Raw genomic sequence first — 23968 nt, forward strand, 5'->3', positions numbered from 1 at the left:
GTGCCCGCCGGCGGCTATGCCTGGTGGTACGTCGACGGGGTGAGCGACGACGGGCAGCACGGGATCACCGTCATCGCCTTCCTCGGCAGCGTGTTCTCGCCCTACTACGCCTGGAGCCGGCACAAGGACCCGATCGACCATTCCGCCGTCAACGTCGTCCTGTACGGCAAGCCCAAGGCCTGGGCGATGACCGAGCGGCGGCGCGGCAGCGTGAGCCGCGACGCCACCTCGCTGTCGATCGGCCCGAGTGCGATGCACTGGGACGGCACGGTGCTGACGATCCGGGTCGACGAGGTGACGACTCCCCTGCCCTCGCGGCTCTCCGGCACGATCCGGGTACGGCCCTCCGGGATCACGCCCGGCCCCTTCACCCTCGACGCGGAGGGGCGCCACCGCTGGTGGCCGCTCGCACCCTCGTCGCGGATCGAGGTGGCGCTCGACCGACCGTCCCTGCGCTGGAGCGGCCACGCCTATTTCGACACCAACGACGGCGACGTCGCCCTCGAGGACTCGTTCCGGAGCTGGACCTGGTCGCGCTCGACCCTGAAGCGCGGCGCGGCGATCCTCTACGACGTCCTGCGCCGCGACGGCAGCCGGCAGGACCTGTCGCTGCGCTTCGACCCCGACGGCACGCCGCAGCCGATCGAGCCGCCGGTCCCCGCCGCCCTGCCGCCGACGCTCTGGCGCCTGAGGCGGGCGACCCGCAGCGACGACGGGCAGGCCGCGATGCTGCGACGGTTCGAGGACGCGCCGTTCTACTCGCGCTCGCTGCTCTCGGCGCGGATCTGCGGCGAGGCGGTGCAGCCGGTGCACGAGGCGCTCGACCTCGACCGGTTCGGGAACCCGCTGGTGCAGGCGATGCTGCCGTTCCGCATGCCGCGCGATCTGCGCTGAGGCCCCCTCCCCCGAACGATCCGCGACTGCCAGGCCCCCGGAGACGAGCATGGTCGAGACCAAGGAGCTGGAGAAGGCCGAGAATGAGGGCGGCCGCCTGACGCGGCTCTCCGCCTTCGTGTTCCTGCACACCGAGCACGCGATCTACGCGGCGCTGGGCGTGCTCCTGGCGCTCACCGCCGTGATGGCGCTGGTCGACGCGGCGGGGATGACCGGGAAGGCGATCCTGTCGGTCGGCGGCGCCTCGCAGCTCCTCGACGTGGTCGACCGGCTCCTGTTCCTGCTGATGCTGGTCGAGATCCTGCACACGGTGCGGGTGTCGATGCGCTCCGGCAGGCTGACCTGCGAGCCGTTCCTGATCGTCGGGCTGATCGCCTCGATCCGGCGCGTCCTGGTGCTGACGCTCCAGACCGCCGAGCAGATGCACGCCACCGACTGGAGCCCGCAGAAGGAGGCGCTGTTCCGCGCCTCGATGATCGAGCTCGGGGTGCTGGCCGGGCTGATCCTGGTGATGGTGGTGTCGATCTTCCTGCTCCACCGCGCGAAGGATACCGACGCGCCGGCGGGGGAGGAGTGATACGAAATCCGCATTGCGAAAGCGGTCCGACAGGATCGCCGGAAGCAATCGATCGGGTTTCGTGAACCCGCGGAAGACCGTCATGCAACCCCCGCCGGCCGCGCGGCATTGATGGGGTTCACGCGACACGCAGAAATAGGAGGCTCGCGATGGGCTTGCTGTTCTTCCTGGTTTTCGTCTGTCCCTGGATCGCCGTGGCGGTCGTGGCGAGCCGCGGCTCGCTGATGAAGCCGAAACCTTATTGAGGCGACGGCTCCCGCGCCTCAGCGCGAGAACCACCGCCACCAGGGCGGACGCCGCCGGGGCGACCGGCGGTCGAATTCCTCGCGGGCCTGCTGCGCGAGGGAATGGACCAGGGGGTTGCAGGCCTCCTGGTCCGCCACGAGCGGCGAGGCGGGCCTGCGCGACAGACCGTGGCGTACGCGGTAGGCCGCGGCGTCGAACGCCGCCCCGCTGTCGAGGTCGCGCCGCGCCCCGTGGCGCAGGAGATGCGCGAAGGCGTCCCGGTTCGCCCCGATCTCGGCGCCGTAGCACGCCAGGTAGTGGGCGAGGTCGAACCGGGAATTGGGCGCGTATCGCTGGCTGCGACGGTGCTCCAGGTAGTGGCGCAAGGGCGAGGTGCCGGGGCGCAAGGCGTAGGTCCGGGCGTACCAGGCCGGCTCGAAATACGGAACCGGCCGAAACCCCTGCCGCTCGCCGGTCCGCAGGTAGTGGCAGACCGGGTTCACGCCGTCCGGGTTCCCGCCGAGATACAGCGACGCGTACCAGCCCGGATCGAAGTAGAGGTTCGGGCGGCGGCCCTCGCGGGCGCCGAACCGGCAGAAATGCTCCAGGGGATCGCAGCCATCCGCGACCACGTCGGGCGATTCGAGCAGGTAGTGGTTGGGGTCGAACAGGCCCGAGCGCGCGATGAGGCGGTAGTCCGGGGAGACCGTCACGGCGTCCCCGGTGCGCGCAGCGGGATGCGGGCGCCCCGTCTCACGACGCGACGACGGACGCGTAGTAGTACGGCGACTCGAAGTGCAGCTCGACCCGCGTGCCGGCGATCCAGTCAGTGGCGTACGGCGTCTGCTCGCGGCAGCGCGCGATCAGGTCGGTCCGCTCGTTGGGGATCGCCAGGTGGTCGGTCGGCCAGTCGTTGCGGATCCGCAGCAGGCTGTAGCCGAGGCCGAGCAGATGCTCGATCACCGCCTTCGAGCTCGATCCGTGCCGGCGCAGGTGCTCCTCCTCGATCTCGACGAACAGCACCGGGCGGTCCCGCGCGAGGAGGTCCCGCATGCCGGCGAGCGCCTTCGCCTCCGCGCCCTGGATGTCCATCTTGATGAAGGCGATCGGCGGCAGGGGCAGGTCGTCGAGCCGGACCGTGAACGCCAGATCACCTCCCTGACCGGCGCCGGCCTGGCCGATGCCGGTATGGCCGAGATTGATCGCGCCGCCCGCCGTCAGGGTCGCCTCCAGCGGCTCCATCTCGATCGTGTCGCCGGAGCGGTCGGTGACGGCCATCTTGTAGGTGCGGACATGGTCGCACCGGTTCGCGAGCAGGTTCTGCTGCAGCTGCGAGTAGCACAGGCTCAGCGGCTCGAAGGCGTGGACCGAGCCCCGCGGCACCAGGCCGGCGAGGCGGACCGTGTGGTAGCCGAGATTGGCGCCGAGATCGACGACGTTCGCCGTCTCGTCGAGGACGAGGCCGGCGAGGTCGCACAGATGCGGCTCCCACTCGCCGGTCCGCTCGATCGTCTGCCCGATGAAGTCCTGCGCGACGACCGTGAAGGTGCCGTGCCGCGCCTCGACCCGCCGGAAGGTTGGGGTGAAACGGCGGGCGGGTGCCGCCTGGGCAGGAAGCGCTGGCGCCGTCAGTTCGTCGATCAGGGCGCGCCATTCCGGCACGCGCACGCGCCAGTCGTAGGTGTGGCGGCAATAGGCCTGCTGGGCGGCGGCGCGCTCCGGCTGCCCCTGCCACGGATCGGCGATCTCCTCGGCGAGGAGGCCGGCGAAGGTGCGGGCGTGCTCCGCCGGATCGGCGACGTGGGGATAGAGGCGGGCGAAGCCCGCGGTCGTCTCCGGCAGCGCCCCGTGGCTCGGGCAGAGGATCCGGCAGCCGGCGGCCATCGCCTCGATGACGGCGAGGCACGAGGTCTCCGCGAAGGTGTTCGGGTAGGCCAGGATGTCGATGTCGGCCAAGGCCGCGCGCAGCTCCGCGTTGGGCAGGAGCCCGTGGTAATGGACGTTCGGCAGCGAGCCTGCGCGGGCGTAGAGGTCCGCGTAGGGCGCGTCGTCGGCGCCCGGGCCGTAGAGCTTGTGCGACGACCAGATGTGGAGCTCCGCGTCCCGGGGCGCGGCCTGCGCCCAGGCCTCCAGCAGCACCGCGAGCCCGCGGAAGGGCGTGCTGGTATAGGCGACCTTGAGTGGCGCGCGGCGGCCCGGGCCCCGGTCGCGCGCCGGCACGTCGGTGGCGTTGCGCCGCACGACGCAGCGCTCCGGCGGCAGGCCGAAGGTCGCCAGGAACTGCGCCCGCTGCCACTCCGACACGAAGACGAAGCGCGCCACGCGGGCGACCCGGGCGGCGTCGCGCAGCCAGGCCACCGCCGGCTGGTCGACGGCGTGATGGATCCAGATCACCAGCGGGCGCGGGTCGGCGCGAGCCGGGTCGTAGCCGTTGAGCTGCAGGTCGATGGGACCCAAGCCCACGCCGAGGCGCGCGACCAGCCCCTCGGCCATCAGCTCCGTGCCGCCCTGCGGCCGCGCCGGCTCCCAGGTCCCGGTGCGGGACAGGCCGGTCGGCGAAGGGCCCGGCCGGGTCGTCGGCCGGCCGTCCGGCAAGAGGGTCGGCAAAGGGCTCGGCGCCAGTCCGGAGCGCGCCGTGGGCAGGAAGGCGAGCGGGCGCGGTGGAACCGGCAGCCTCTCGAGGGCGAAGCGGGCATTGGCCGCGTAGCGCGAGCGCTCGGCCTCCGGCGCCGCGGGGGAGGCCAGCAGGTCGAGGCAGGCCGCGACGCAGTGCCGGTAATGGCCGGCCCAGTAAGCGTTGACGGCGTACTCGTCCCGCAGGCCGTAGGCGTAGATCCAGGGCTCGATGAACAGCGCGCCGGCCGGAGGAACGAGGGACAGGGCCGGCTCGGCGAGGCGGAAGCCCTCCTCGTAGCGCTCGGCGAGGCGGCAGGTGCGGCTGGCATAGTGGTACGCCTCGGCCCGGTGGGGCACGAGGGCCATGGCCCGGCGGTAGACCGCCAGGGTGTCGTCCAGCGGCCGCCCGAGGTCGGCCATCAGCCGGGCGGCGGCGACGAGGGCGACGTAGACTTCCTCCTGCCAGTAGCCCAGATCCGCCCGCCGCAGATAGGCGGCGACCGCCTGCTCGTACGCGCCGCAATCGCGGTAGCTCTGGGCGAGGTAGAAGGTGTAGCGGGCGACGAAGAACGGGTCCGTCTCCGTCGCCAGGGCGGCCTCCAGGACCGCGGCGTCGCGCCGGTAGGTCTCGCCGTCGCGGCGGCGGGCGCCGTCGTGGTTGCGCCGCATGGTCAGGTCGAGGGGCGCGCCCCGGCTCGGCTCCGGGCACTCGATGAATTCGTGCAGCACCCCGCGGTAGCGCCACGGCAGGGCGCTGCGCACCAGCTGGGTCCGCCGGTAGCTGAGCCCGATATCCGCGATGGCGATCTCGTAGGAATCCGCATCCAGGTCGAGCAGGACGTAGCCCGGGGGCAGGAGCAGCTCGTCGTCGGCGTCGATGATCAGGGTGTAGGTGCCGTGCGGACGCGCCAGCGCCAGGGCCTCGGACCGGTTATGGGCGAAATCGACCCAGGGACGCTCGACCAGCTGCCCCGGCAGGTCGGCGAGAGCCGCCCGCACCAGGTCCTGGGTCCCGTCGGTGGAGCCGGTATCGACGACGATCCAGTGATCGATGATTGGGCGCACCGAATCGAGGCACCGGCGGATCACCGCCGCCTCGTTCTTGACGATCATCGCGAGGCAGAGGGTCTGGCCGGACGGGGTCATGCGAGGTCCTGTCGAGGGGGCGGGCCGTCCGGGGCGCGGAAGCGGATCCGTCCTCTTCCATGCGACCGGCAGGATGTCCGAGCGGGAACGAGATCCAACCCCTCACCTGAGATTTTATGATGAAACTTGAGGTAATGACGAATCGATCCGCCGGGCTGGGCCCGGTTCCTTACGGCGCAAGGCCCGCGGCACTCCTGACGGGGCGCCGCGGGCCGGTATCACGATCGAGGTCCAGCCGCGAGGCCGACCAAGAGGCCGGTGCGGCTCACGCCCGCCGCAGGAGCCGCGCGAGGAGCGAGCGCCGGTCCCCGGTCGCCGGGAGCACCGTCCGTGCGGCGAGGCGTTCGCGCACCCGCTCGACGACCGGGCCGTGGAGGACGACCGGCGCGCAGGCCAGTTCCAGGTTCAGCGCCGAGGCCACCAGATCCGGATGCAGGGTGACCGGGCCGTCGTGGTTCTCGAAGGTGCCGCGGTTGCCGCAATCGAGGTAGCTCTCCGCCGGCATCCCGTCGGCGACCAGCACGTCGTGCACCGGCAGCTCGACGTGGTGGTAGACGACCTCCGGCAGGGCGAGCTGCACCACCGACGTGCCGTTGACCAGCACCCCGGCGGGGATCAGCACGCCCTCGACGAAGAGCGCGTGGCCGGGTGAGACGACGAGCGCGCGGTGCGGCAGGCCGGGGCCGAAGGCGTGGGCGGCGATCCGGACCGGCCGGGCCCGCTCGGGCTGCGGATGACGCCGCAGGTCGAGGTGGCGGTGACCGACCCAGCGGACGGAGACCGTCTCCCCGGCGGCGGTGACGACGGCATCGCCGGGCCGCAGGGCCTCGACCGGACGTTCACCCTCCGGCGTCAGGATCATCGTTCCGGACGCGAAGCAGATGACCGGGCCGGTGGCACCGGTGGCGCCTTCGGGACCGGTCGGCCCTGTCGGGCCGGTGGCGCCCGTCGCGCCGTCGGGACCGGTCGGCCCCGTGGCGCCGGTCACGCCCTGCGAGCCGGTCGCACCTTGAGCACCGGTCGGGCCCGAGCCGGTCGGCCCGGTGGCGCCCGTCGCGCCCTGCGAGCCGGTCGGGCCCGTGGCGCCGGTCGTGCCCTGAAGGCCGGTGGCCCCCTGGGAACCCGTCGCGCCCTGGGCACCGGTGGCACCCTGGACCCCGGTCGCGCCTTGCGAGCCAGTCGCACCCTGGGCACCGGTGGCACCCTGCGCTCCCGTCGCGCCCTTGTCGCCGGTGGCACCCTGAACCCCGGTCGCGCCTTGCGAGCCAGTCGCACCCTGGGCACCGGTGACACCCTGCGCGCCCGTGTCCCCGGCGGCACCCTGAACCCCGGTCGCGCCTTGCGAGCCAGTCGCACCCTGGGCACCGGTGGCACCCTGCGCGCCCGTCACGCCCTGGGCACCGGTGACACCCTGCGCGCCCGTGTCCCCGGCGGCACCCTGGACCCCGGTGGCGCCCTGCGCACCCGTCACGCCCTGGGCACCAGTGACACCCTGCGCGCCCGTGTCCCCAGCGGCACCCTGGACCCCGGTCGCGCCCTGCGCACCCGTCACGCCCTGGGCACCGGTGACACCCTGCGCGCCCGTGTCCCCGGCGGCACCCTGGACCCCGGTCGCGCCCTGCGCACCCGTCACACCCTGGGCACCAGTGACACCCTGCGCGCCCGTGTCCCCAGCGGCACCCTGGACCCCGGTCGCGCCTTGCGCACCGGTGACGCCCTGGGCACCGGTGACACCCTGCGCGCCCGTAACCCCGGTGACGCCCTGCGGACCTTGCGCGCCCTGGATGCCCTGCGCACCCTGGACGCCCGTGGCACCCTGCGCACCGGTCACGCCCTGGGCACCGGTGACACCCTGCGCGCCCTGCACGCCGGTGACGCCCTGCGCGCCCGTCACGCCTTGGGCGCCGGTGGTGCCCTGGGAACCCGTCACGCCCTGCTCACCCTGCGAGCCGGTGACACCCTGGGCACCGGTGGCGCCCTGCGCACCCGTCGCGCCTTGTGAGCCGGTCGCGCCCTGCGCCCCCTGGGCGCCGGTGGCACCCTGCGCGCCCGTCGCACCCTGGGCACCGGTGGTGCCCTGAGCGCCGGTCACGCCCTGCACGCCCGTCGCGCCCTGGATGCCCTGCGCACCCTGGACGCCCGTCGCGCCTTGCGCACCGGTGACACCCTGGGCGCCGGTCACGCCCTGGGCACCCGTCGCACCCTGGATGCCCGTGGCTCCCTGGACGCCGGTTGCGCCCTGCGCACCCGTCACCCCCTGGGCACCGGTGACACCCTGCGCGCCGGTCGCCCCCTGCACGCCGGTGACGCCCTGCACACCCGTCACGCCCTGGGCGCCGGTCACGCCCTGCGCACCCGTCGCACCCTGCACGCCGGTGGCGCCCTGGACGCCCGTCGCGCCCTGGGCACCGGTGACACCCTGCGCACCCGTCGCGCCCTGCGCACCCGTCGCACCCTGCACGCCGGTGGCGCCCTGGACGCCCGTCGCGCCCTGGGCACCGGTGACACCCTGGGCGCCGGTCACGCCCTGCGCGCCCTGCACGCCGGTGGCGCCCTGGACGCCCGTCGCGCCCTGGGCACCGGTGACACCCTGCGCACCCGTCGCGCCCTGGACGCCCTGCGCACCCTGGACACCCGTGGCGCCCTGCACGCCGGTGACGCCCTGGGCACCAGTTACGCCCTGCGCGCCCGTCGCACCCTGGACGCCCTGCGTACCCTGGACGCCCGTCTCGCCTTGCGCACCGGTGACGCCCTGGGCACCGGTCACGCCCTGTGCACCCGTCGCGCCCTGCACGCCGGTGGCGCCCTGGATGCCGGTCGCGCCCGTGTCACCGGTCGCACCGGTCACGCCCTGGGCGCCCTGGGGCCCGGTCGGACCGGTGGCGCCCGACGGCGTGGTGACGGCCACATTGCTCCAAGTAAATCGAGGATTGCTGGTTACCGTGCTGTTGCTATAGTTTAGATTCGTCCCAGTCGACCCGTTCGACGCAAATGTGTAGGGCTGTCCGCTTGCGTTATAGATAGTACCTGAAAAATTTGAAACAGTTGCAGTGGTTCCCAATAATAAACTGAAGGTTGTATTCGATGTGTCGACACTGGCCGTCAAGCTATAAATCCAATTATTTCCCGGTCCATTTGTGGGATCATAAGCCTCCCGCGCATTCAGCATATTGCCAATGAACGTACTAGAATTAAATACTGTATTTCCAATATAAAATTGGACAGAAGCCGAAGCGCTCGTGCTAAGAGTGTAATTTCCTTTTATTATGATCGTTCCGTATGCCATGTAACTGTCCTATTATTTTGTAATGGTCTGGAACGCGGGAATTGCGCAGGTCATTCGTAGACATGCCTCAAACGACCAAGGCGAGTCGAGAGAAATTCCGACGCAGCCTCGGACGTTAGCGCTCAAACGCGACGAAATTCGAAGTTTACCGTCCAGACGTTGCAATTCGGCAACCTTTATAATCTCCACAAGTATTATACGAGTATTTTTTGAAAACTAATTCTTTGCTATTTTGTAGCTTATACAAATAAGTTTGTCCTAATACTTTGTAAATACTAATTTTTTAAGAAGTAATTTTATGATGTACAAATAAATAAATAGAGAAATATTATTTTATAGATCCCACGATAACCAAATGGAAATTTGCCGGTATTCAACGAATATAATTATCTTTATTGGGTCGCAGGACCGAGATATCACAGGTATTGATGCAACTTTTATTCCTAAGAATACAACTAACAGATTGCCCATTGCGGATCTGGCACGCCGCGAATTGAAGCGTACAGCGACACCGATGCCGCAACATCTGTCAGCAACAGGCTGACGGACGTCGAGCTACACGCGAGGCACACGCACCACCACACGCCAGTGTGCCCGAGGAAGAAGGATGAAAAACAGTTTCTCTCCGTAGTCGCCCCCAGGTCGCTCGCCATAGGCCTTCAAAGATTCATGCTCGCTCGGCAGGATTGATCACTGCACGTTCTGCATGATAGATCATCATCCGCCGAGGCGAATCAACGATCGGCATAGATCAATATCTGCTTCGTATTGCCTCGACGTTGACTCACGCGAGGCGCCACGGCGTATTTTTATATACGGGGATTCCATACAATATTGATGTCACAAAATTCAGGAGAACCATACCATGTCAGAAGCGTACCTCGGTCAAATCATCCTGTTCGCCGGCCCCTACGAACCGGCCAACTGGATGTATTGCGCCGGACAGATGCTGCAGATCCGCCAGTACAATGCCCTCTACGCCGTGATCGGCACCAGCTACGGTGGCGACGGCAAGCTCACCTTCGCGCTGCCGGACCTGCGCAGCCGGGTGCCGGTCGGTGCCGGTCAGTCGCCGGGCCTCTCGGGCTACCGGCTCGGGGCGACCGGCGGTGTCGAGGCCGTGACCCTGACCCAGGCGCAGATGCCGGCGCACGTCCACACGCAGGCCGCCGCGAACACCGTCGGCGACCTCGCCAACCCGGCCAACGCCTATCTGGCGCAACCGGCGGATACCAGTGGAATGGGCACTTCGGTCGCGAGCTACGTCGCGAGCCTCGGAACCCACGGCGTGACGATGAACCCGGCCTGCATCACCGCGGCCGGCGGCTCGTCACCCCATACGAACATGCAGCCGTACCAGGCCCTGAACTACATCATCTGCACGCAAGGCCTCTACCCGCAGCGGAACTGACGGCGCCGCCCCGGGGGACCGGCCGCGGTCCTGGACGGAAAGGGGCGGTCGCGGCTCGCACGGTGTCCGCTCGATCGCCCGGAGCGAGCCGGAGCGCGCCTCCCGTCTCCAGGTGATTCCGGGCTTGCCGGGGATCGCTGCGACGTGCGGGAGAGGGGATCCCGCGCTTCGCCGATCTCGGAACCGATTGGGCGGCTTTCACGGAAGACCCCCTTGATGCGGCAGCAGATCTATCGAAGGGTCCACAGCGCATGCCAACCCTGATTCGTACCATTTTCCGTCCGACCCCACAAGATACGACACGATATCAAGCCTTTCCACCAGGATTGATCTTGGGTCGCTCCACATGATACGCCTCGATCGCCGCGGCGAATCACACTTCGCTGCCGATGACGCTCTCGTTGATCTTACCTCTTATCGATCGGGCGATCTTCGACGCGGGACGTCGTCGTCCGCGCGTCGGCCGACTGCCTGCAAGACTGGCCATACGGGGAGAAACGAACGATGTCCGATGCGTATGTCGGCCAGATTATCTTGTTCGGCGGCAACTGGGCGCCGGAAAACTGGGCTTTGTGCGATGGCAAGATCATGAAGATACATGATCACCCTGCCCTCTACACCATCCTCGGCATCCGCTTTGGCGGCGACGGGAGGGAGACGTTCGGCCTGCCCGACCTGCGAAGCCGTGTGCCGGTCGGCATCGGCCAGGGAGAGGGTCTAGGGGCATATGCGATCGGCGCTACGGGTGGCGTCGAGACCGTGACCCTGCTCGCGGACCAGATGCCGTCGCACACCCACGCCATCACGGCGATGAACACGCTCGGCACCCAGGCCGACCCGACCGACGCCTTCCTGGCGCAGACGGCCGATCCCTCCGGGATGAATCCCAACACGCCGAGCTACGTCCCGAGCGCCACGACCGGGAAGGTGCCGCTGAATCAGGGCAGCGTATCGACGGCCGGCGCCTCGGCGCCCCACACGAACATGCCGCCTTACCTGGCCTTGAACTACATCATCTGCGTGAACGGCCTCTATCCCGGGCGGAATTGACGACGCCGCTCCGAGGGACGCCGACCGCGCTGCGGCGGCCGGGCGCCCGGGCGGATCCGCGCGCGCCTCCGCCTGCACGGGCCGACGACAGCTCCGGCGGCATGCCGCGCGACGCGCCTCGTCGAGGGCGGGCGCGACGAGACGCCCGAGAGATCCCCTCACCCATCGCCCCGCTCGTCCTGATCGCCGAACGCTCCTGGAGTTCCCGGCTATCCCTGCGCGAGCATGACCGACATCTGGAGGAGACACCGACCATGGCTGAAGCGTTTATCGGACAGATCATGCTGTATGGCGGCGACTGGGCCCCGAAAGACTGGGCATTCTGTGCTGGACAAACCATGCACATCCAAGACAATCCAGCCCTCTACTCCATCATCGGCACCAAATATGGCGGCGACGGCGTGCAAACGTTCAAATTGCCCGACCTGCGCAGCCGGGTGCCGGTCGGCCAGGGCCAGGGGACCGGCCTCTCGGCCTACGCGATGGGGGCGACGGGCGGGGTCGAGACCGTGGCCCTGTCCTCGGACCAGATGCCGTCGCACACCCACGACATCACGGCGATGAACGTGCTCGGTACCCTCTCCAACCCGTCCAACGCCTTCCTGGCGCAGACGGCCGATCCGTCCGGGATACAGCCGAACGCTCCGAGCTACGCCCCGTCCGCCGCGACGGGGGCGGTCACCCTGAACCCTTACGCCGTGTCGGCGGCCGGTGCCTCGGCGCCCCACCTGAATCTTCAGCCCTTCCTGGTCCTGAACTACATCATCTGCGTGAACGGCTATTATCCGATGCGGAACTGACGGTGCCGCACTCAGGGCACCGGACGCCTGGGCTGAGGCGGGTGGTCCTGCGCCCGCGGGCACCCCGCAGCGGCTCCGGGGGCGGTGACGCGCGGCGCCCCTCGTCGAGGATGCGCGCGACGAAAATCCTGAGCGACCGACCTGCCATCGGCGCGGCGCTCCACCGGGCCATCCGCCATCCACGCGCGACGATGAACGACACCTGGAGGAGACACCGACCATGGCTGATGCGTATGTCGGACAGATCATTATGTTTGCCGGCGCCTGGGCACCGATGGACTGGGCATTCTGCTTCGGGCAAACCATGCAGATCCAAGCCTACCATGCCCTTTTCGCCATCCTCGGCACCAAATATGGCGGCGACGGCGTGCAAACGTTCAAATTGCCCGACCTGCGCAGTCGGGTGCCGGTCGGCCAGGGTCAGGGGATCGGCCTCTCGACCTATCCGATCGGCGCGACCGGCGGGGTCGAGACCATGACCCTGACCCAGGTGCAGATGCCGTCGCACACTCACGCCATCACGGCGGTGAACACGCCCGGCACCCTCTCCGACCCGTCCAACGCATTCCTGGCGCAAACGGTCGACACCTCCTCGACGCAGCCGACCGCTCCGAGCTACGTCCCGACCATCGTGGCCGGGGCGGTGCGTTTGAGCCCGAACACCATGTCGACGGCCGGCGCCTCGGCGCCCCATGCGAACCTCCAGCCCTATCTGGTCATGAACTACATCATCTGCGTGAACGGCCTCACTCCGGCACGAAACTGATGGAGGCGCCCCAGGAGAGGCCGGCAACCCTGCGCCGGCCGGAAGACGCGGCGGATGCGGATCTCCGCCTCCGGCTGCTCCAGACCGCGCAGGACGGGCTTTTCGCCGGGTTCGACCCGGCCCTCACGGACCTGCTGCTGCGCCAGCAATGCGCCGCGCAGGATGCCGGCCACCAGGCGGCCCATCCGGGGGGGCGCTTCGACATCGTCGAGCGCGACGGCGTCCCGCTCGGGCGGATCGTCACGGCGGTCGGCCCGGAGGCCATCGCCCTGGTCGACCTCGCGCTCCTGCCCGAGCATCGCGGCCGCGGGATCGGCTCGGGCCTGATCGCCGCCGTGATCGGCGAGGCGGAGGCGGCGGGCCTGCCGGTGCGGCTCTCGGTCCGGGCGGAGAACGAGGCGGCGCAGCGGCTCTACCGGCGCCTCGGCTTCCGCTTCGTCACCGGGGGCGACGGCGTCACCCTGCCGATGGTCTGGCGTCCGCGCCTCGACGCCGCCGCGGTGCCGGACGCCCTGCGCCTGCCGCTCGCCTTCGACGCCGCCGCGATGGCGGCGGACTGCGCGGCCCTCGCCGGGGGCGCCTGGATCGACCACTTCGTGCGCCGCAACTACGACGGCGACTGGAGCGTGATCCCGCTGCGCGCCCCGGCCGACGCGCGGCATCCGATCATGATGATCCAGTCCGACCCCGCGGCGCGCGACTACGTCGACACGCCGTTCCTGGACGCCTGTCCGGCGATCCGGGCCGCCCTGGCGCAGTTCGGCAGCCCCCTCCTCTCGGTGCGGCTGATGCGCCTCGGGCCGGGCTCGCGGATCAAGGAGCACCGCGACCCCGAGCTCAGCTTCGAGGACGGGGCGGTGCGCCTGCACGTGCCGGTGATCACCCATGACGGCGTCGCGTTCCGCCTGAACGGCCGGCGCGTCCCGATGGCGGCGGGCACCTGCTGGTACCTGCGCCTGTCCGATCTGCACGCGGTCGAGAATCCGGGGCCGGGGGAGCGGGTGCACCTCGTCCTCGACGCCCAGGTCACGCCCGCGCTCTCGGCCCTGTTCGCGACCGCGATGGAGGACGCCGCATGACCGGCCCGGACACGACCGGACCCGCCATGACCGGATCTGCCGACGGGCTCGGCGCCCTGATCCGGCTGTTGGCGAAGGATGCCGCCCTCGCCGCGCGGCTGCGGCCGATCGAGGACCCGGCCGCGCTGGTGCGCGCGGCGGTCGCCGAGGCCGCCGCCCGCGGCCTGACCGTCGACGCCGCCGCGCTCGAGCGGCTGATGGACGACAACCGGGCCGGCTTCCTGATGCATCCCACCCCGATGATCCCCCTCGCGCGGCACGAGGTGGCACCGTGAGCCTGCTCGAAGGGTGGACGCCGTTCCGCGCCGGCTGGGTCGACGGCGCGATGACGGTGGATTGGTGCCATCTCGGCGAGCACCGCCTCACCGATCCGTTCTTCTACGAGACGATCGCCCGGGCGATCGGCTATCCCTTCAACCTGGCCTTTCGCCAGCGCACCCTGGCCGACGACCTCGGGGCGCTCTCCCCCGGCCTGACGCCGAGCGGGTTCGTCTTCCACATGGCGCGCTGCGGCTCGACGCTCGCCGCGCAGGCGCTCGGCGCCGATCCCCGCCACATCGTCGCCTCCGAGCCGGGGCCGGTGCGGGCGGTGCTGGAGGCCCCGCGCCACGCCGCCGTCGCGCCGGAGCGGGCCGATGCCTGGCTCGCCGGCATCGTCCACGCGCTCGGCCGTCCACGCTTCCCGGGCGAAGAGAAGTTCTTCGTCAAGTTCATGGCCGCGGACATCCTGGAACTGCCGTGGATCCAGCGGGTCTTCCCCGGCGTGCCGTGGGTGTTCCTGTATCGCGATCCCGTGGAGATCCTGGCCTCGCAGATGCGCCGGGGCGGGGCCGACACGGCGCCGGGCTCGATCCCGCCGGAGCGGCTCGGGCTTCCCCGGGAGACGGTCTTCGCGATGGACCGGAAGGCCTACCAGCTCACCGCGATGGCGGCCTACGGGCAGGCCGCCCTCGACGGCCTCGCCCGCGCCCCCGGACGCGGGCGCGTGCTGCGCTACGACGACCTGCCGGACGGTCTCTGGCCCGTCTTCGCGACGCATTTCGGGCTCGACCCGGCGCTGCCGGGCTTCTCCGCCATGCGGGCGGCGTCCGGCCGCCACGCCAAGACCGGCGCCGCCTTCGTGCCGGACGGGGCGGAGAAGCGCGAGGCGGCGGCGGCGTGGCGCCCGGCGGCGGAGCGGATCGCCGGCCCGGTCCTGTCCGCTCTGGATGCCGCGCGGGAGCGGGCCTGGCCCGGGTGATCCCCGCCCTCCTGCCGACGGCCCGGGATGCTGCCGCATCGACGTCGATCTCGAGCAGGCCCGAGGTCGACGGGGCCGTCGGGATCAGCGGGTCCCGGACCGGGAGAACCGCGCGGCGCGCTGCGCCAGGACGGGCAGGACCGTGAGGTTCAGGAGCGTCGAGCTGGCGAGCCCGCCCAGGATCACGATCGCCATCGGCCCCTCGATCTCGCGGCCCGGCTCGCCGGCCCCGAGCGCCAGGGGCAGGAGGCCGAGGCCGGTGACCAGCGAGGTCATCAGGATCGGCACCAGGCGGTCGGCGGCTCCCTCGATCGCCGTGGCGGCGTTCCAGCCCCGCCCCTCGACGAGCACCAGATGCTCGTAATGGGCGACCATCATGATCGTGTTGCGCAACGAGATGCCGAACAGCGTCACGAAGCCGACGATCACCCCGAGGGAGACGAGGCCGCCGGTCGCGGCGACGGCCAGCACCCCGCCGACGAAGGCGAAGGGCACGTTGACGAGGATCAGCCCGAGATTGGCCGCCGACCCGGTGACGCAGGCCAGCAGCAGCAGGATCCCGAACCCCGCGAGCCCGGCATGGAGCGCCAGGTCGCGGCGGGCCTGTCCTTGCGCCTCCGCCGCCCCGCCGACGGCGACGAAGACGCCGGGCGGGAGCTTGACCTCCCGGGCGATCTTGCGCTCCACCGCCTGCGTGAACGAGGCAAGGTCCCGGCCCTCGACATTGGCCGTCACCACCCGGACCCGCTGGCCGCCGTGATGCGCGATGGCGTAGCGCCCCACGGTCTCGTAGACGTCCGCGACCTGCGACAGGCGGATGAAGCTGCCGCCGGGCGTGCGCAGGGGCAGGTCGCCGAGGCCGGAGAGCCGCGCGCGGGCGGCCGGATCGAGGACGACCACGACGTTGAACACCGCGTTGCCCTCGTAGGACTGTCCGACCGTGTCGCCCTGGAAGGCCGTGCGGGCGAGGTCCAGCACCTCGATCGCGTCGAGGCCCCAGTGGCGCAGGTCGGCGGGGCGCAAGGCCACGTTGATCTGCGGCAGGCCGGCCGGCGACCGGAGCTGGATGCCGGTGGCGCCGCGGATCTCGGCGAGTTCCCGCGCCACGTCCCGGGCCGCCGCCTCGATCCGGTCGAGATCCGAGCCGTAGACGCTCACCACCACCGGGGCGGTGAAGCCCGACACCACCTCCTCGATCCGCTCGGTGAGGAAGGTCTTCAGCGAGAAGGTCGCGCCGGGCGTCGCCGCCATCAGGGCGCGGATCGCGGCCTCGGCCCGCTCCTGGGCCTCGCCGTCGAGGCCGGACGCCAGATCGATATGGATCTCGCTCTCGTGCGTGCCGCCGAGGTCGTAGCCGGCCTCGGCCCGGCCGACCTGCTGGGCGACCGCCCGCACCTCGGGGATCGCCTTGAGGCCGGCCGTGACGTGGCGCCCGATCCGCAGGGTCTCCCGCAGGGAGGTGCCGGGGGCGGTCGCCATGTGCAGGATGAAGTGCCCCTCCTTGAGGTCGGGCAGGAACGCGCCGCCGAAGGACGGCACCGGCACGGCGCTCCCTAAGACCGCGAGCAGCCCCGCGCCCCCGACGAGGACGGGGTGGCGCATCAGAACCCGCAGGAGCCGGACGTAGACGCCCCGCACCGCCCGGGTGACCGGCGGCTCGCGTGCCGGCAGGGCCTTCCGTCCGGCGAGCAGCAGGCGCGCGAGGGCCGGCGTGACGGTGAGCGCCACGACGAGGGAGGCCAGCACCGCCAGGATGTAGGCGGTGGCCAGGGGGCCGAACAGCCGGCCGGGCACGCCGGAGAGCGCCAGCACCGGCAGGAAGACCAGCAGCACCGCGACGGTCGCGTAGGCGACCGAGACCCGGACCTCCAGGATGGCGTCCAGCACGACCCGGGGCTCCGGCCGGGGAACGGCGCGGCGCCGGTTCTCGCGCAGGCGCCGCATCGCGTTCTCGACGCCGATCACCGCGTCGTCGACCACCTCGCCGATCGCGATGGCGAGCCCGCCGAGCGTCATGGTGTTGAGGCTGAAGCCGAACGCCCCGAGCACCAGGACCGCGCCGATCAGCGAGAGCGGGATCGCCGCGGCGCTGATCAGCGCGGTGCGCCAGTCGAACAGGAAGACCACCAGGACCACGACGACCAGGATGCCGCCGAGCGCCAGGGCCTGGAGGACGTGGCCGGTGGCCTGGGCGACGAAGCCGGCCGGGCGGAACAGGTCGGTGCGGAGCGTGATCCCCTCCCGGGCGAGGCCGGGCTGCAATTCGGCCAGGGCCGCCTCGACCCCGGACGCGGCCTCGACGGTGTTGGCGCCGTATTGCGCGCCGATCATCATCAGGATGCCGGGCTGCCCGTCGACCAGGGCGGCGCTGATCGCCGGCTCCGGGCCGGCCACCACGTCGGCGACGTCGCCCAGCACCACGCTGGCGCCGCCCTCGTTGATCAGCACCGTGCGGGCCACCGCCGCCGGGGTCACCGACTGCCCCTCGGTCTGCAGGGTGATGCGCTGGTTGACCGTGTCGATGAAGCCGGCGCCGCGCACGCCGGTCGCCTTGCGGCCGGCGGCGAGCACGTCGTTGAGGCCGATGCGGAAGCGGACGAGGTCCTGCGGCCGGACCTGGATGCGGATCGAGCGCACGTCGCCGCCGTAGACCAGGACCTCGCCCACACCGGGCACCGCGAGGAGGCGCAGGCGCACCCGCCAATCCGCCACGCTGCGCAGGTCCATGAGCGAGCGCGTCTCCGAGGTCAGGCCGACGAGCAGGATCGCGCTCGTCGAGGAGGTGAGCGCCGTCATGGTCGGCGCGGCCACGCCCTGGGGCAGCCGGCCGGCGAGCCCGGCCAGCCGCTCGCCGACGAGCTGGCGCGCCCGGTAGATGTCGGTGCCGGAGCGGAAGGTCGCGGTCACCACCGAGACCCCCTGGATCGAATTCGAGCGCAGGGCGGCGAGGCCGGGCAGGCCGCTGACCGCCCCCTCGACGGCCTGGGTGACCAGCACCTCGACCTGCTCCGGGTTGAGGCCGGGCGCCTCGGTCTGCACCGTCACGGCGGGCGGGGCGAATTCCGGGAAGACGTCGTACTTGATGGTGCCGGTCTTGGCCGATCCCAGCGCGGCCAGGCCGTAGACGACGAGGGCGAGCGCGAGGGCGACGACGACGCCCGGCCGGCGCACGGCGAAGGCCACCAGGGCGGCCTGAAGGCCGGACGGCGCCCCGGCAGGGACCGGCCCGTCGGCCGGCCGCGGATCCTCGTCGTGCATTCGGGGCGCTCAGTCGTCGTCCGCGTCGCCGGAGGCCTGGACCTGGCCCTTCAGCTCCTCGGTGAGCACGGCCTGCGGCCCGGTCACGACGACGTCCGCCTCCCCGCCGAGGTCGTCGACCACGTAGCGGTCGGCGGAGATCGGCGCATCCGGCTTGAGCGGATGGCGGGCGAAGGTCTCGTCGCCGACGCCGCGATAGATCCAGGCACGTCCCTGCCAGTGGACCACGGCGCTCTCCGGCACGGCGATGCCGACGCTCTCCTGCGGCGAGGTCAGGAAGGCCTGCACGCTCATGCCGGGCAGGAGGCCGCCGTCGCCGGCCACGAGATAGTAGTAGCTCACGCCCTGGATGCGCTGGTCGGCCCGCGTCGCCGGCGAGACGAGGCGCATCGTCACCCGCTCGCTCTGCGGCGGCACCTCGGCGAAGGCCGTGGCCGGGGGCGCCCTCAAGGCCTCGCCCGACGGCAGCGTCACCTGCACCAGCAGGTCCGCCCGCTCGATCAGCCGGGTGACGAGGGGCGCCCGCTCGACGATCGCCCGGCCCAGCACCGGCCCCCATTCCTGCTGCGCGGTGGCGGCGAGGGTCCGCACCTGCGACTCGGCGGCCGCGACCGCCGCCTCGTCGGTGTGGACGCTACCCTCGACCGTCTCGAGCTGGGCACCGGCGACGACGGTGGGGCCGAGGCTCCGGGCCCGGCGCAGGGCGCCGGCCGAGACCTCCGCCCGGGCCCGGGCGGTCCGCAGGGCGGCGACCGCCCCGGCGTAGCTGTTCGTCAGATCGGTGATGCGGGCCGGATCGAGGACGCTGCCATAGGCCAGGATCTCGACCTTGTGCGGCTGCGGCGCGAGGTGGGCCGTCGCGACGCCGATGCGGCCGCGCTCCTCGGGCGTCAGCCGCACGGCGACGCGGCCGCCCTCCGCCAGGAGGCGGGTCCGCCCCTGGCTCAGCGCCGGCTCGATCAGGCTGCCGCCGGTGCACAGAGCCAGCACCGCGGACAACACCGCCCGCCGCATCATCGCGCCTCCTCCCGGCCTGTCCGTCCCGCACATCGCGGCGCTTCTGCCCCGCTTCGCGCGGGCGGTCCAGCCGGAGGGCGGACGCCGGCCCCGGACGCCCCGCCCTGCCGATCGCGGCGCCCTCCCAGGGAGACCTACATGGCGCGTTTCGGCGCGGCCTGCAGGAAGTCCTGGAGCTGCTGCTTGTAGAACCGGGCGAAGCCCGTGGTGCCGTGGCCGGAGGTCTCGGTGCTGGCCGGGATCAGGTACAGGCGCCCGTTCTTCAACCGCTTCATCTCCCGCTCCATGATCCCGGTCTCGGGCGGGTTGCGCTCGTCGTCGGCGGAGTTGATCGCCAGGACGGAGGCGTCGATCTTCTCGAGCCCCGGAGAGGGATCGTAGCCGCGCGACGAGTCCCACTGGTAGATGTAGTCGTTGGCATCGGCGTTGAACGGCGCCGCCAGCCGGGCATCCACGAGCTTGTCGGCCAGGGCGCCGGTCGGCGCCTGCTTCTGCAACGCCAGCGTGCCGCCGCTGGTGGCGAGGGCGAAGAAGACGTTGGCGGCCCGTAGCGAGGCCGGCTGGGTCGTGTACTCGCCGTTGGCGTAGCCCGGGTCGCGCCGGATGGTCTCGATCAGGAGCCGGCGCGTCATCCAGTTGCGGCTCGCCATCTCGCTCGGCTGCGACGCCATGGGGACGAGGGCGTCCATGAACTCGGGATGCTTCACGCCCATGACCCAGGCATGCATGCCGCCCATCGAGTTGCCGATGACCAGACGGACGTGCTTGAGGCCGAGATGCTCCTTGAGCAGCCGGTACTGCGCCTCGGCCATGTCGTCGTAATTGTAGCGCGGAAACCTCGTCCTCAATCCGTCCGACGGCTTGGACGACTTGCCGTGGCCGATCGCGTCCGGAAGGACGATGTAGTACTTGGCCGCGTCGAGGGGCTGGCCGGGGCCGAACAACTCGCCGGCGAAGCCGGGCGTCAGCATGCTGGCGGCCGAACCGGTGGTGCCGTGCAGGACGACGACCGGCTCGCCCTTCGGGTCTCCGACCGTGGTGTAGTGCAGGCGCAGCTCCGGCAGGACCTCGCCGGTGTGGAACTTGAAGTCCTTGACCGTCCAGTCCCCCTCCCGGGGTGCCGGATAGTCTGCGGCGACCGCCGCGAGGGCAATCAGCGACAGGGCCGCGCCCGCGGCCGCCCCCCGCAACAGGTTTAAGACTCGCATCTGGCTTCCTCCGCCGCATCGGTTTCTTGTTGGCACGGCCAGGTTCTTGCTGGCACGGTCAAGCCAGTATCACGTCCGCGGCCTCGGCGGGCAACCGGTCGGGCCGGCCCCTACCAGTCGCCGGCCGCCTGGCGCCGGCGGAGCGCCAGCTCGTCCTCGCTCGGCGGCTTCATGGCGAAGCTGCCGGTCCGGATCGCCCCGTCCCGCTCGAAGGCCGCGAAGTGGACGCCCGTCGGCGCGTGGGCCTGCTCGACGAGCCGCCACGCCCGGGCCGCCGATGGATCGTCCGGGTACCAGCGCTTGCCGCGACCGAGCATGACCGGGAAGGTGATCAGGACGATCCGGTCGACGAGGCCCGCCGGGAGCAGCGCCGGGTAGAGCCTGCTGCTTCCCTGGATGAGGAGATCCGGACCCTCGCTCTCCTTCAGGCGGGTGACCGCCGCAACGGGGTCGCCGGCGAGACGCCGGCTGTTGGCCCAGCCGAGCGCCCGGTCGGACGAGGTCACGACGTGCTTGCGCACGGTGTTGAAGGTCGCGCCGATCGGCTGATCCCCGTTATGCGGCCAGTAGGCGGCGAAGATCTCGTAGGTCCGGCGCCCGAGCAGCAGTTCGTACTCTCCCTCGAACAGCCGCCCCATCGACCCGCCGAGCGAGGCATCGAAATACGGGAAGGTCCAGCCGCCATGGGTGAACCCGGTCTGGTCCTCCTCCGGGCCGCCCGGGGCCTGGATCACGCCGTCGAGCGACTGGAACAGGGAGCCAGTGATCTTACGCATGAGCGGATTCTCCCCTGATGGCGGCCTCGATCCGGGCGATGTCGATCTTGCGCATGGTCATCATCGCGGCGAACGCGCGCCGGGCGGCGGCCCTGTCGGGATGGCTGTTGGCGCGCAGCAGCGCCCGGGGGGTGATCTGCCAGGAGAAGCCCCAGCGATCCGTGCACCAGCCGCACTGGCTCTCGGCGCCGCCGCCGTCCACGATGGCGTTCCAGTAGCGGTCGGTCTCCGCCTGATCCTCGGTCAGCACCATGAAGCTGACCGCCTGGTTGGCCTTGAAGGCCGGGCCGCCGTTCAGGCCGACGAACGGGCGGCCGAGGACGGTGAACGCGACCGTCAGCTCCCCGCCCTCGGATCCGCCGGGGTAATCCGACGGGGCCGTCATGGGGGTGCCGACATGGCTGTCCGGAAAGGTGCCGGCATAGAACTCCGCGGCCTTGCGGGCCTCGCCGTGGTCGAACCACAGGCAGGTCGTCAGCTTCTCGCTCGTCATCGCCGCCCTCCCGTCATGCCGCCAGACGCGGACCGGCGAGGCCGATCCGGTTGCCCGCCGGATCGGCGATGGTGGCCGAGTAGCTGCCGCCGGGGATCGGATCGGGCCCCTGGAGCACCGTGCCGCCCCTGTCCCGGACCGCCGCGACCGCGAGGTCGATGTCGGCCACGTGGACGTACCAGGTCCACCGCGCCGGCGCGCCGGTGGCCGCGCTCGACATCACCGCGCCGGGGCGCAGGTCCCCGCGGCCGATGAAGGCGTACTCGCCCGAACCGCCCATGGGCATCGCCCCGAGCTTCTCCCAGCCGAACAGCGCGCCGTAGAACGCGATGGCCGCCGCGGGATCGGGGGTGGCGAGCTCGATCCAGACGCCGTGGCCGAGGGTCCGCTCGGTCCCGAGGGGGACGGGGCCGAAGGCCCGGCTCGCGCCGGGTCTGGCGGGGTTCATCACGGCGAAGGCCACGCCCTGCGGATCGCACGCCATCGCGAAACGGCCGACATGGGGGATGTCGACGGGCCCGAACGGGACCTGCCCGCCGAGCGCGACGACGCGGGAGGCCACGGCATCGACGTCGCCGGTCGCGAGGTAGACGGCCCAGCCGGTGAGGCCGGGCGCCCCGGGGGTCGACCCGCGGATGCCGGCGACCGGGGTCCCGTCGGCCTCGGCGATCCGGTAGCCGCCATGCTCGGGCATGGGGGACGGCGCGACGTGCCAGCCGGCGACGGCCTCGTAGAAGGCCTGCGCGGCGTCCTGGTCGGTCGCGTTCAGCTCGAACCAGATGGGTGTTCCCTCGACGATCGGCATCGGACCTCACCTCCGTGACATCGTGCGCGTCCGCCCCGGCGCGGCGCCGCTTGTCCCAGGCTGGCAGCGTCGGTTATATAAAGCAACCATGGAGTCAGTAAAAATAACCACCATGGGATCCGGGCCACGGGAACGCCGGTACGACGATGCCTGCGGGACCGCCCTCGCCCTGGAGTTCATCGGAGAGCGCTGGTCGCTCCTGATCATGCGCGAGCTGGTCTTCGGTCCCCGGCGCTTCGGTGAGATCAAGGTGAACCTTCCGGGCATCAGCGCCAACGTCCTGGCGCAGCGCCTGGACAGCCTGGAGGCGGCGGGCATCGTCCGGCGCTACCGGCTGCCGTCGCCGGCGAACGTCCAGGTCTACGACCTGACGGAGTGGGGCCGCGAGGCCGCACCGCTGATGCGCGGCCTGGGCCGCTGGGCCGCCCGGTCGCCGCGGCACGACGTGAGCCTGTTCATGTCGGCGGCCTCCGCGATGATGTCGCTCCAGGCCCTGGTCGACCCCGCGCGGGCGGTGGCGTTGCCGGTGTCGGCCGCGTTCCATTTTCCCGGCGAGGATTTCGTCGCGCGGGTGGCCGGCGGCGAGATCCTCGTGAGCCGGGGCATCGTGGAGGCCACCGACCTCGCCTTCACCGGCGACACGATGGCGATGCGCCGGACGATCTACGGCAAGGCCCCCCTCGCCAGGGACGGCGCGGGCGGCACCCTCGCCTTCACGGGCGAGATCGATCTGGCGCGGTCCTTCATCGACCTCTTCCGCCTGCCCGCCAAAACGGCCTGATACGGTTCGTTCAGTCGCTGCCGGCCACGGAGGCCATCCTCGCTGGCACGACGTTGCGGCTCGTGCCGGATCAGCGGGAGTTCGTCGAACGGCTCCACGGTCGCCTGACACCGGCCGGAAAGCGGCGTGCGTCGCCCGCGATACGGTCTTCTTGCCGTCGGCGCATTTGCTCGGCCCGGAGAGCGAGGCGCGCGGCGAGGTGATGGCCGGGGCCGATCTGGACGCGATCCGCGCACCAGCGGCGCACACGGATGAGACGACGACGGCGCGCTACTCGCGAGGCGCAGTCGGACAATCGCTGACAGGGGCGGAGCTGCGCCCGGCCCATCGCGCGGTGAAGAACAGCGCCTGAACGGGCATGAGGACCGCGATGGGGACCATGGGGCCCGCGAGATCAGCGGCAGAGCGTCGAAAAAGCTGACGCTTCGACGGGTTATGTGGAGCGGGCGATCGGGATCGAACCGACGACATTCAGCTTGGGAAGCTGACGTTCTACCACTGAACTACGCCCGCGACGGGGTTCGTCATACGGGCTCGCCC

20 protein-coding genes and 1 tRNA gene are annotated in these 23968 nt (G+C 70.9%); 11 read left to right on the forward strand and 10 right to left on the reverse strand.

Translation table 11 applies throughout. From position 1 onward, the window contains the following. The gene (locus G4G93_RS19570; RefSeq protein ID WP_165086511.1) at window positions 1-894 is read left to right on the forward strand and encodes a carotenoid 1,2-hydratase; all 894 of its coding nucleotides are present in this window, start codon (window positions 1-3) and stop codon (window positions 892-894) included. Between the two features lie 49 nt (window positions 895-943). Continuing rightward, the gene (locus G4G93_RS19575) at window positions 944-1471 is read left to right on the forward strand and encodes a phosphate-starvation-inducible PsiE family protein (protein ID WP_165086513.1); all 528 of its coding nucleotides are present in this window, start codon (window positions 944-946) and stop codon (window positions 1469-1471) included. Between the two features lie 263 nt (window positions 1472-1734). On the opposite strand, the gene G4G93_RS19580 is transcribed toward G4G93_RS19575, so the two are convergent. From G4G93_RS19580 to G4G93_RS19590, 3 genes are all read right to left on the reverse strand, one after another. Next, complete coding sequence (locus G4G93_RS19580; RefSeq protein WP_165086515.1) at window positions 1735-2409, reverse strand: hypothetical protein; 675 nt, start codon at window positions 2407-2409, stop codon at window positions 1735-1737. Window positions 2410-2449: 40 nt separating this feature from the next. Then, on the reverse strand, window positions 2450-5458 hold the full coding sequence (locus G4G93_RS19585) for an FkbM family methyltransferase (RefSeq protein ID WP_165086517.1): 3009 nt from the start codon (window positions 5456-5458) through the stop codon (window positions 2450-2452). 265 nt (window positions 5459-5723) lie between these two features. Continuing rightward, window positions 5724-8366 (reverse strand): Hint domain-containing protein, encoded by a 2643-nt coding sequence (locus G4G93_RS19590; RefSeq protein ID WP_312892128.1) that lies wholly within the window; start codon window positions 8364-8366, stop codon window positions 5724-5726. Between the two features lie 1243 nt (window positions 8367-9609). Here G4G93_RS19590 and G4G93_RS19595 point away from each other — a divergent pair. The 7 genes from G4G93_RS19595 to G4G93_RS19625 all read left to right on the forward strand — a co-directional run bounded on the left by G4G93_RS19595 (window position 9610) and on the right by G4G93_RS19625 (window position 15090). Beyond that, window positions 9610-10155 (forward strand): phage tail protein, encoded by a 546-nt coding sequence (locus G4G93_RS19595; RefSeq protein WP_165086519.1) that lies wholly within the window; start codon window positions 9610-9612, stop codon window positions 10153-10155. A gap of 504 nt (window positions 10156-10659) precedes the next feature. After that, entirely contained in the window at window positions 10660-11205 is a 546-nt protein-coding gene (locus tag G4G93_RS19600) for a phage tail protein (protein ID WP_165086520.1), read from the forward strand. A gap of 281 nt (window positions 11206-11486) precedes the next feature. Beyond that, window positions 11487-12005, forward strand: a complete 519-nt coding sequence (locus G4G93_RS19605) for a phage tail protein (RefSeq protein ID WP_246736902.1) — start codon at window positions 11487-11489, stop codon at window positions 12003-12005. A 220-nt stretch (window positions 12006-12225) separates the two neighbouring features. Then, window positions 12226-12771: a phage tail protein gene (locus G4G93_RS19610; protein ID WP_165086522.1), complete on the forward strand. Its 546-nt coding sequence runs from the start codon at window positions 12226-12228 to the stop codon at window positions 12769-12771. Then, window positions 12771-13850 carry a GNAT family N-acetyltransferase gene (locus G4G93_RS35990; protein WP_246736888.1) on the forward strand — a complete coding sequence of 360 codons (1080 nt, stop codon included), beginning with the start codon at window positions 12771-12773 and terminating at the stop codon, window positions 13848-13850. Before G4G93_RS19610 ends, G4G93_RS35990 begins: the two co-directional genes overlap by 1 nt. A 26-nt stretch (window positions 13851-13876) precedes the next feature. Next, on the forward strand, window positions 13877-14125 hold the full coding sequence (locus tag G4G93_RS35995) for a hypothetical protein (RefSeq protein WP_246736889.1): 249 nt from the start codon (window positions 13877-13879) through the stop codon (window positions 14123-14125). Further along, the gene (locus G4G93_RS19625) at window positions 14122-15090 is read left to right on the forward strand and encodes a sulfotransferase (RefSeq protein ID WP_246736890.1); all 969 of its coding nucleotides are present in this window, start codon (window positions 14122-14124) and stop codon (window positions 15088-15090) included. The genes G4G93_RS35995 and G4G93_RS19625 overlap by 4 nt, the downstream gene beginning before the upstream one ends. Window positions 15091-15174: 84 nt before the next feature. Here the strand turns inward: G4G93_RS19625 and G4G93_RS19630 are convergent, their stop codons facing one another. From G4G93_RS19630 to G4G93_RS19655, 6 genes are all read right to left on the reverse strand, one after another. After that, window positions 15175-18348, reverse strand: a complete 3174-nt coding sequence (locus tag G4G93_RS19630; RefSeq protein ID WP_165086523.1) for an efflux RND transporter permease subunit — start codon at window positions 18346-18348, stop codon at window positions 15175-15177. A 9-nt stretch (window positions 18349-18357) separates the two neighbouring features. Further along, complete coding sequence (locus tag G4G93_RS19635; protein WP_395412153.1) at window positions 18358-19365, reverse strand: efflux RND transporter periplasmic adaptor subunit; 1008 nt, start codon at window positions 19363-19365, stop codon at window positions 18358-18360. A 134-nt stretch (window positions 19366-19499) separates the two neighbouring features. Further along, window positions 19500-20573, reverse strand: coding sequence for an alpha/beta fold hydrolase (locus tag G4G93_RS19640; protein ID WP_165086525.1), 1074 nt, complete (start codon window positions 20571-20573; stop codon window positions 19500-19502). 110 nt (window positions 20574-20683) lie between these two features. Beyond that, window positions 20684-21349 (reverse strand): dihydrofolate reductase family protein, encoded by a 666-nt coding sequence (locus G4G93_RS19645; protein ID WP_165086526.1) that lies wholly within the window; start codon window positions 21347-21349, stop codon window positions 20684-20686. Continuing rightward, complete coding sequence (locus tag G4G93_RS19650; protein WP_165086528.1) at window positions 21342-21842, reverse strand: VOC family protein; 501 nt, start codon at window positions 21840-21842, stop codon at window positions 21342-21344. The genes G4G93_RS19645 and G4G93_RS19650 overlap by 8 nt, the downstream gene beginning before the upstream one ends. 13 nt (window positions 21843-21855) lie before the next feature. After that, the gene (locus G4G93_RS19655; RefSeq protein WP_165086529.1) at window positions 21856-22647 is read right to left on the reverse strand and encodes a VOC family protein; all 792 of its coding nucleotides are present in this window, start codon (window positions 22645-22647) and stop codon (window positions 21856-21858) included. Window positions 22648-22759: 112 nt separating this feature from the next. On the opposite strand from G4G93_RS19655, the gene G4G93_RS19660 reads away from it, so the two are divergent. Together G4G93_RS19660 and G4G93_RS19665 are read left to right on the forward strand one after the other, a co-directional pair. Continuing rightward, window positions 22760-23428 (forward strand): winged helix-turn-helix transcriptional regulator, encoded by a 669-nt coding sequence (locus G4G93_RS19660; protein ID WP_246736891.1) that lies wholly within the window; start codon window positions 22760-22762, stop codon window positions 23426-23428. 151 nt (window positions 23429-23579) lie between these two features. Continuing rightward, window positions 23580-23780, forward strand: a complete 201-nt coding sequence (locus G4G93_RS19665; RefSeq protein WP_206289887.1) for a hypothetical protein — start codon at window positions 23580-23582, stop codon at window positions 23778-23780. Between the two features lie 86 nt (window positions 23781-23866). On the opposite strand, the gene G4G93_RS19670 is transcribed toward G4G93_RS19665, so the two are convergent. Next, window positions 23867-23941: transfer RNA gene (locus G4G93_RS19670), tRNA-Gly, on the reverse strand. Between the last annotated feature and the right edge of the window lie 27 nt (window positions 23942-23968).

The organism is Methylobacterium sp. DB0501 (genome assembly GCF_011043735.1).
Classification (GTDB): Bacteria; Pseudomonadota; Alphaproteobacteria; order Rhizobiales; family Beijerinckiaceae; genus Methylobacterium; species Methylobacterium alsaeris.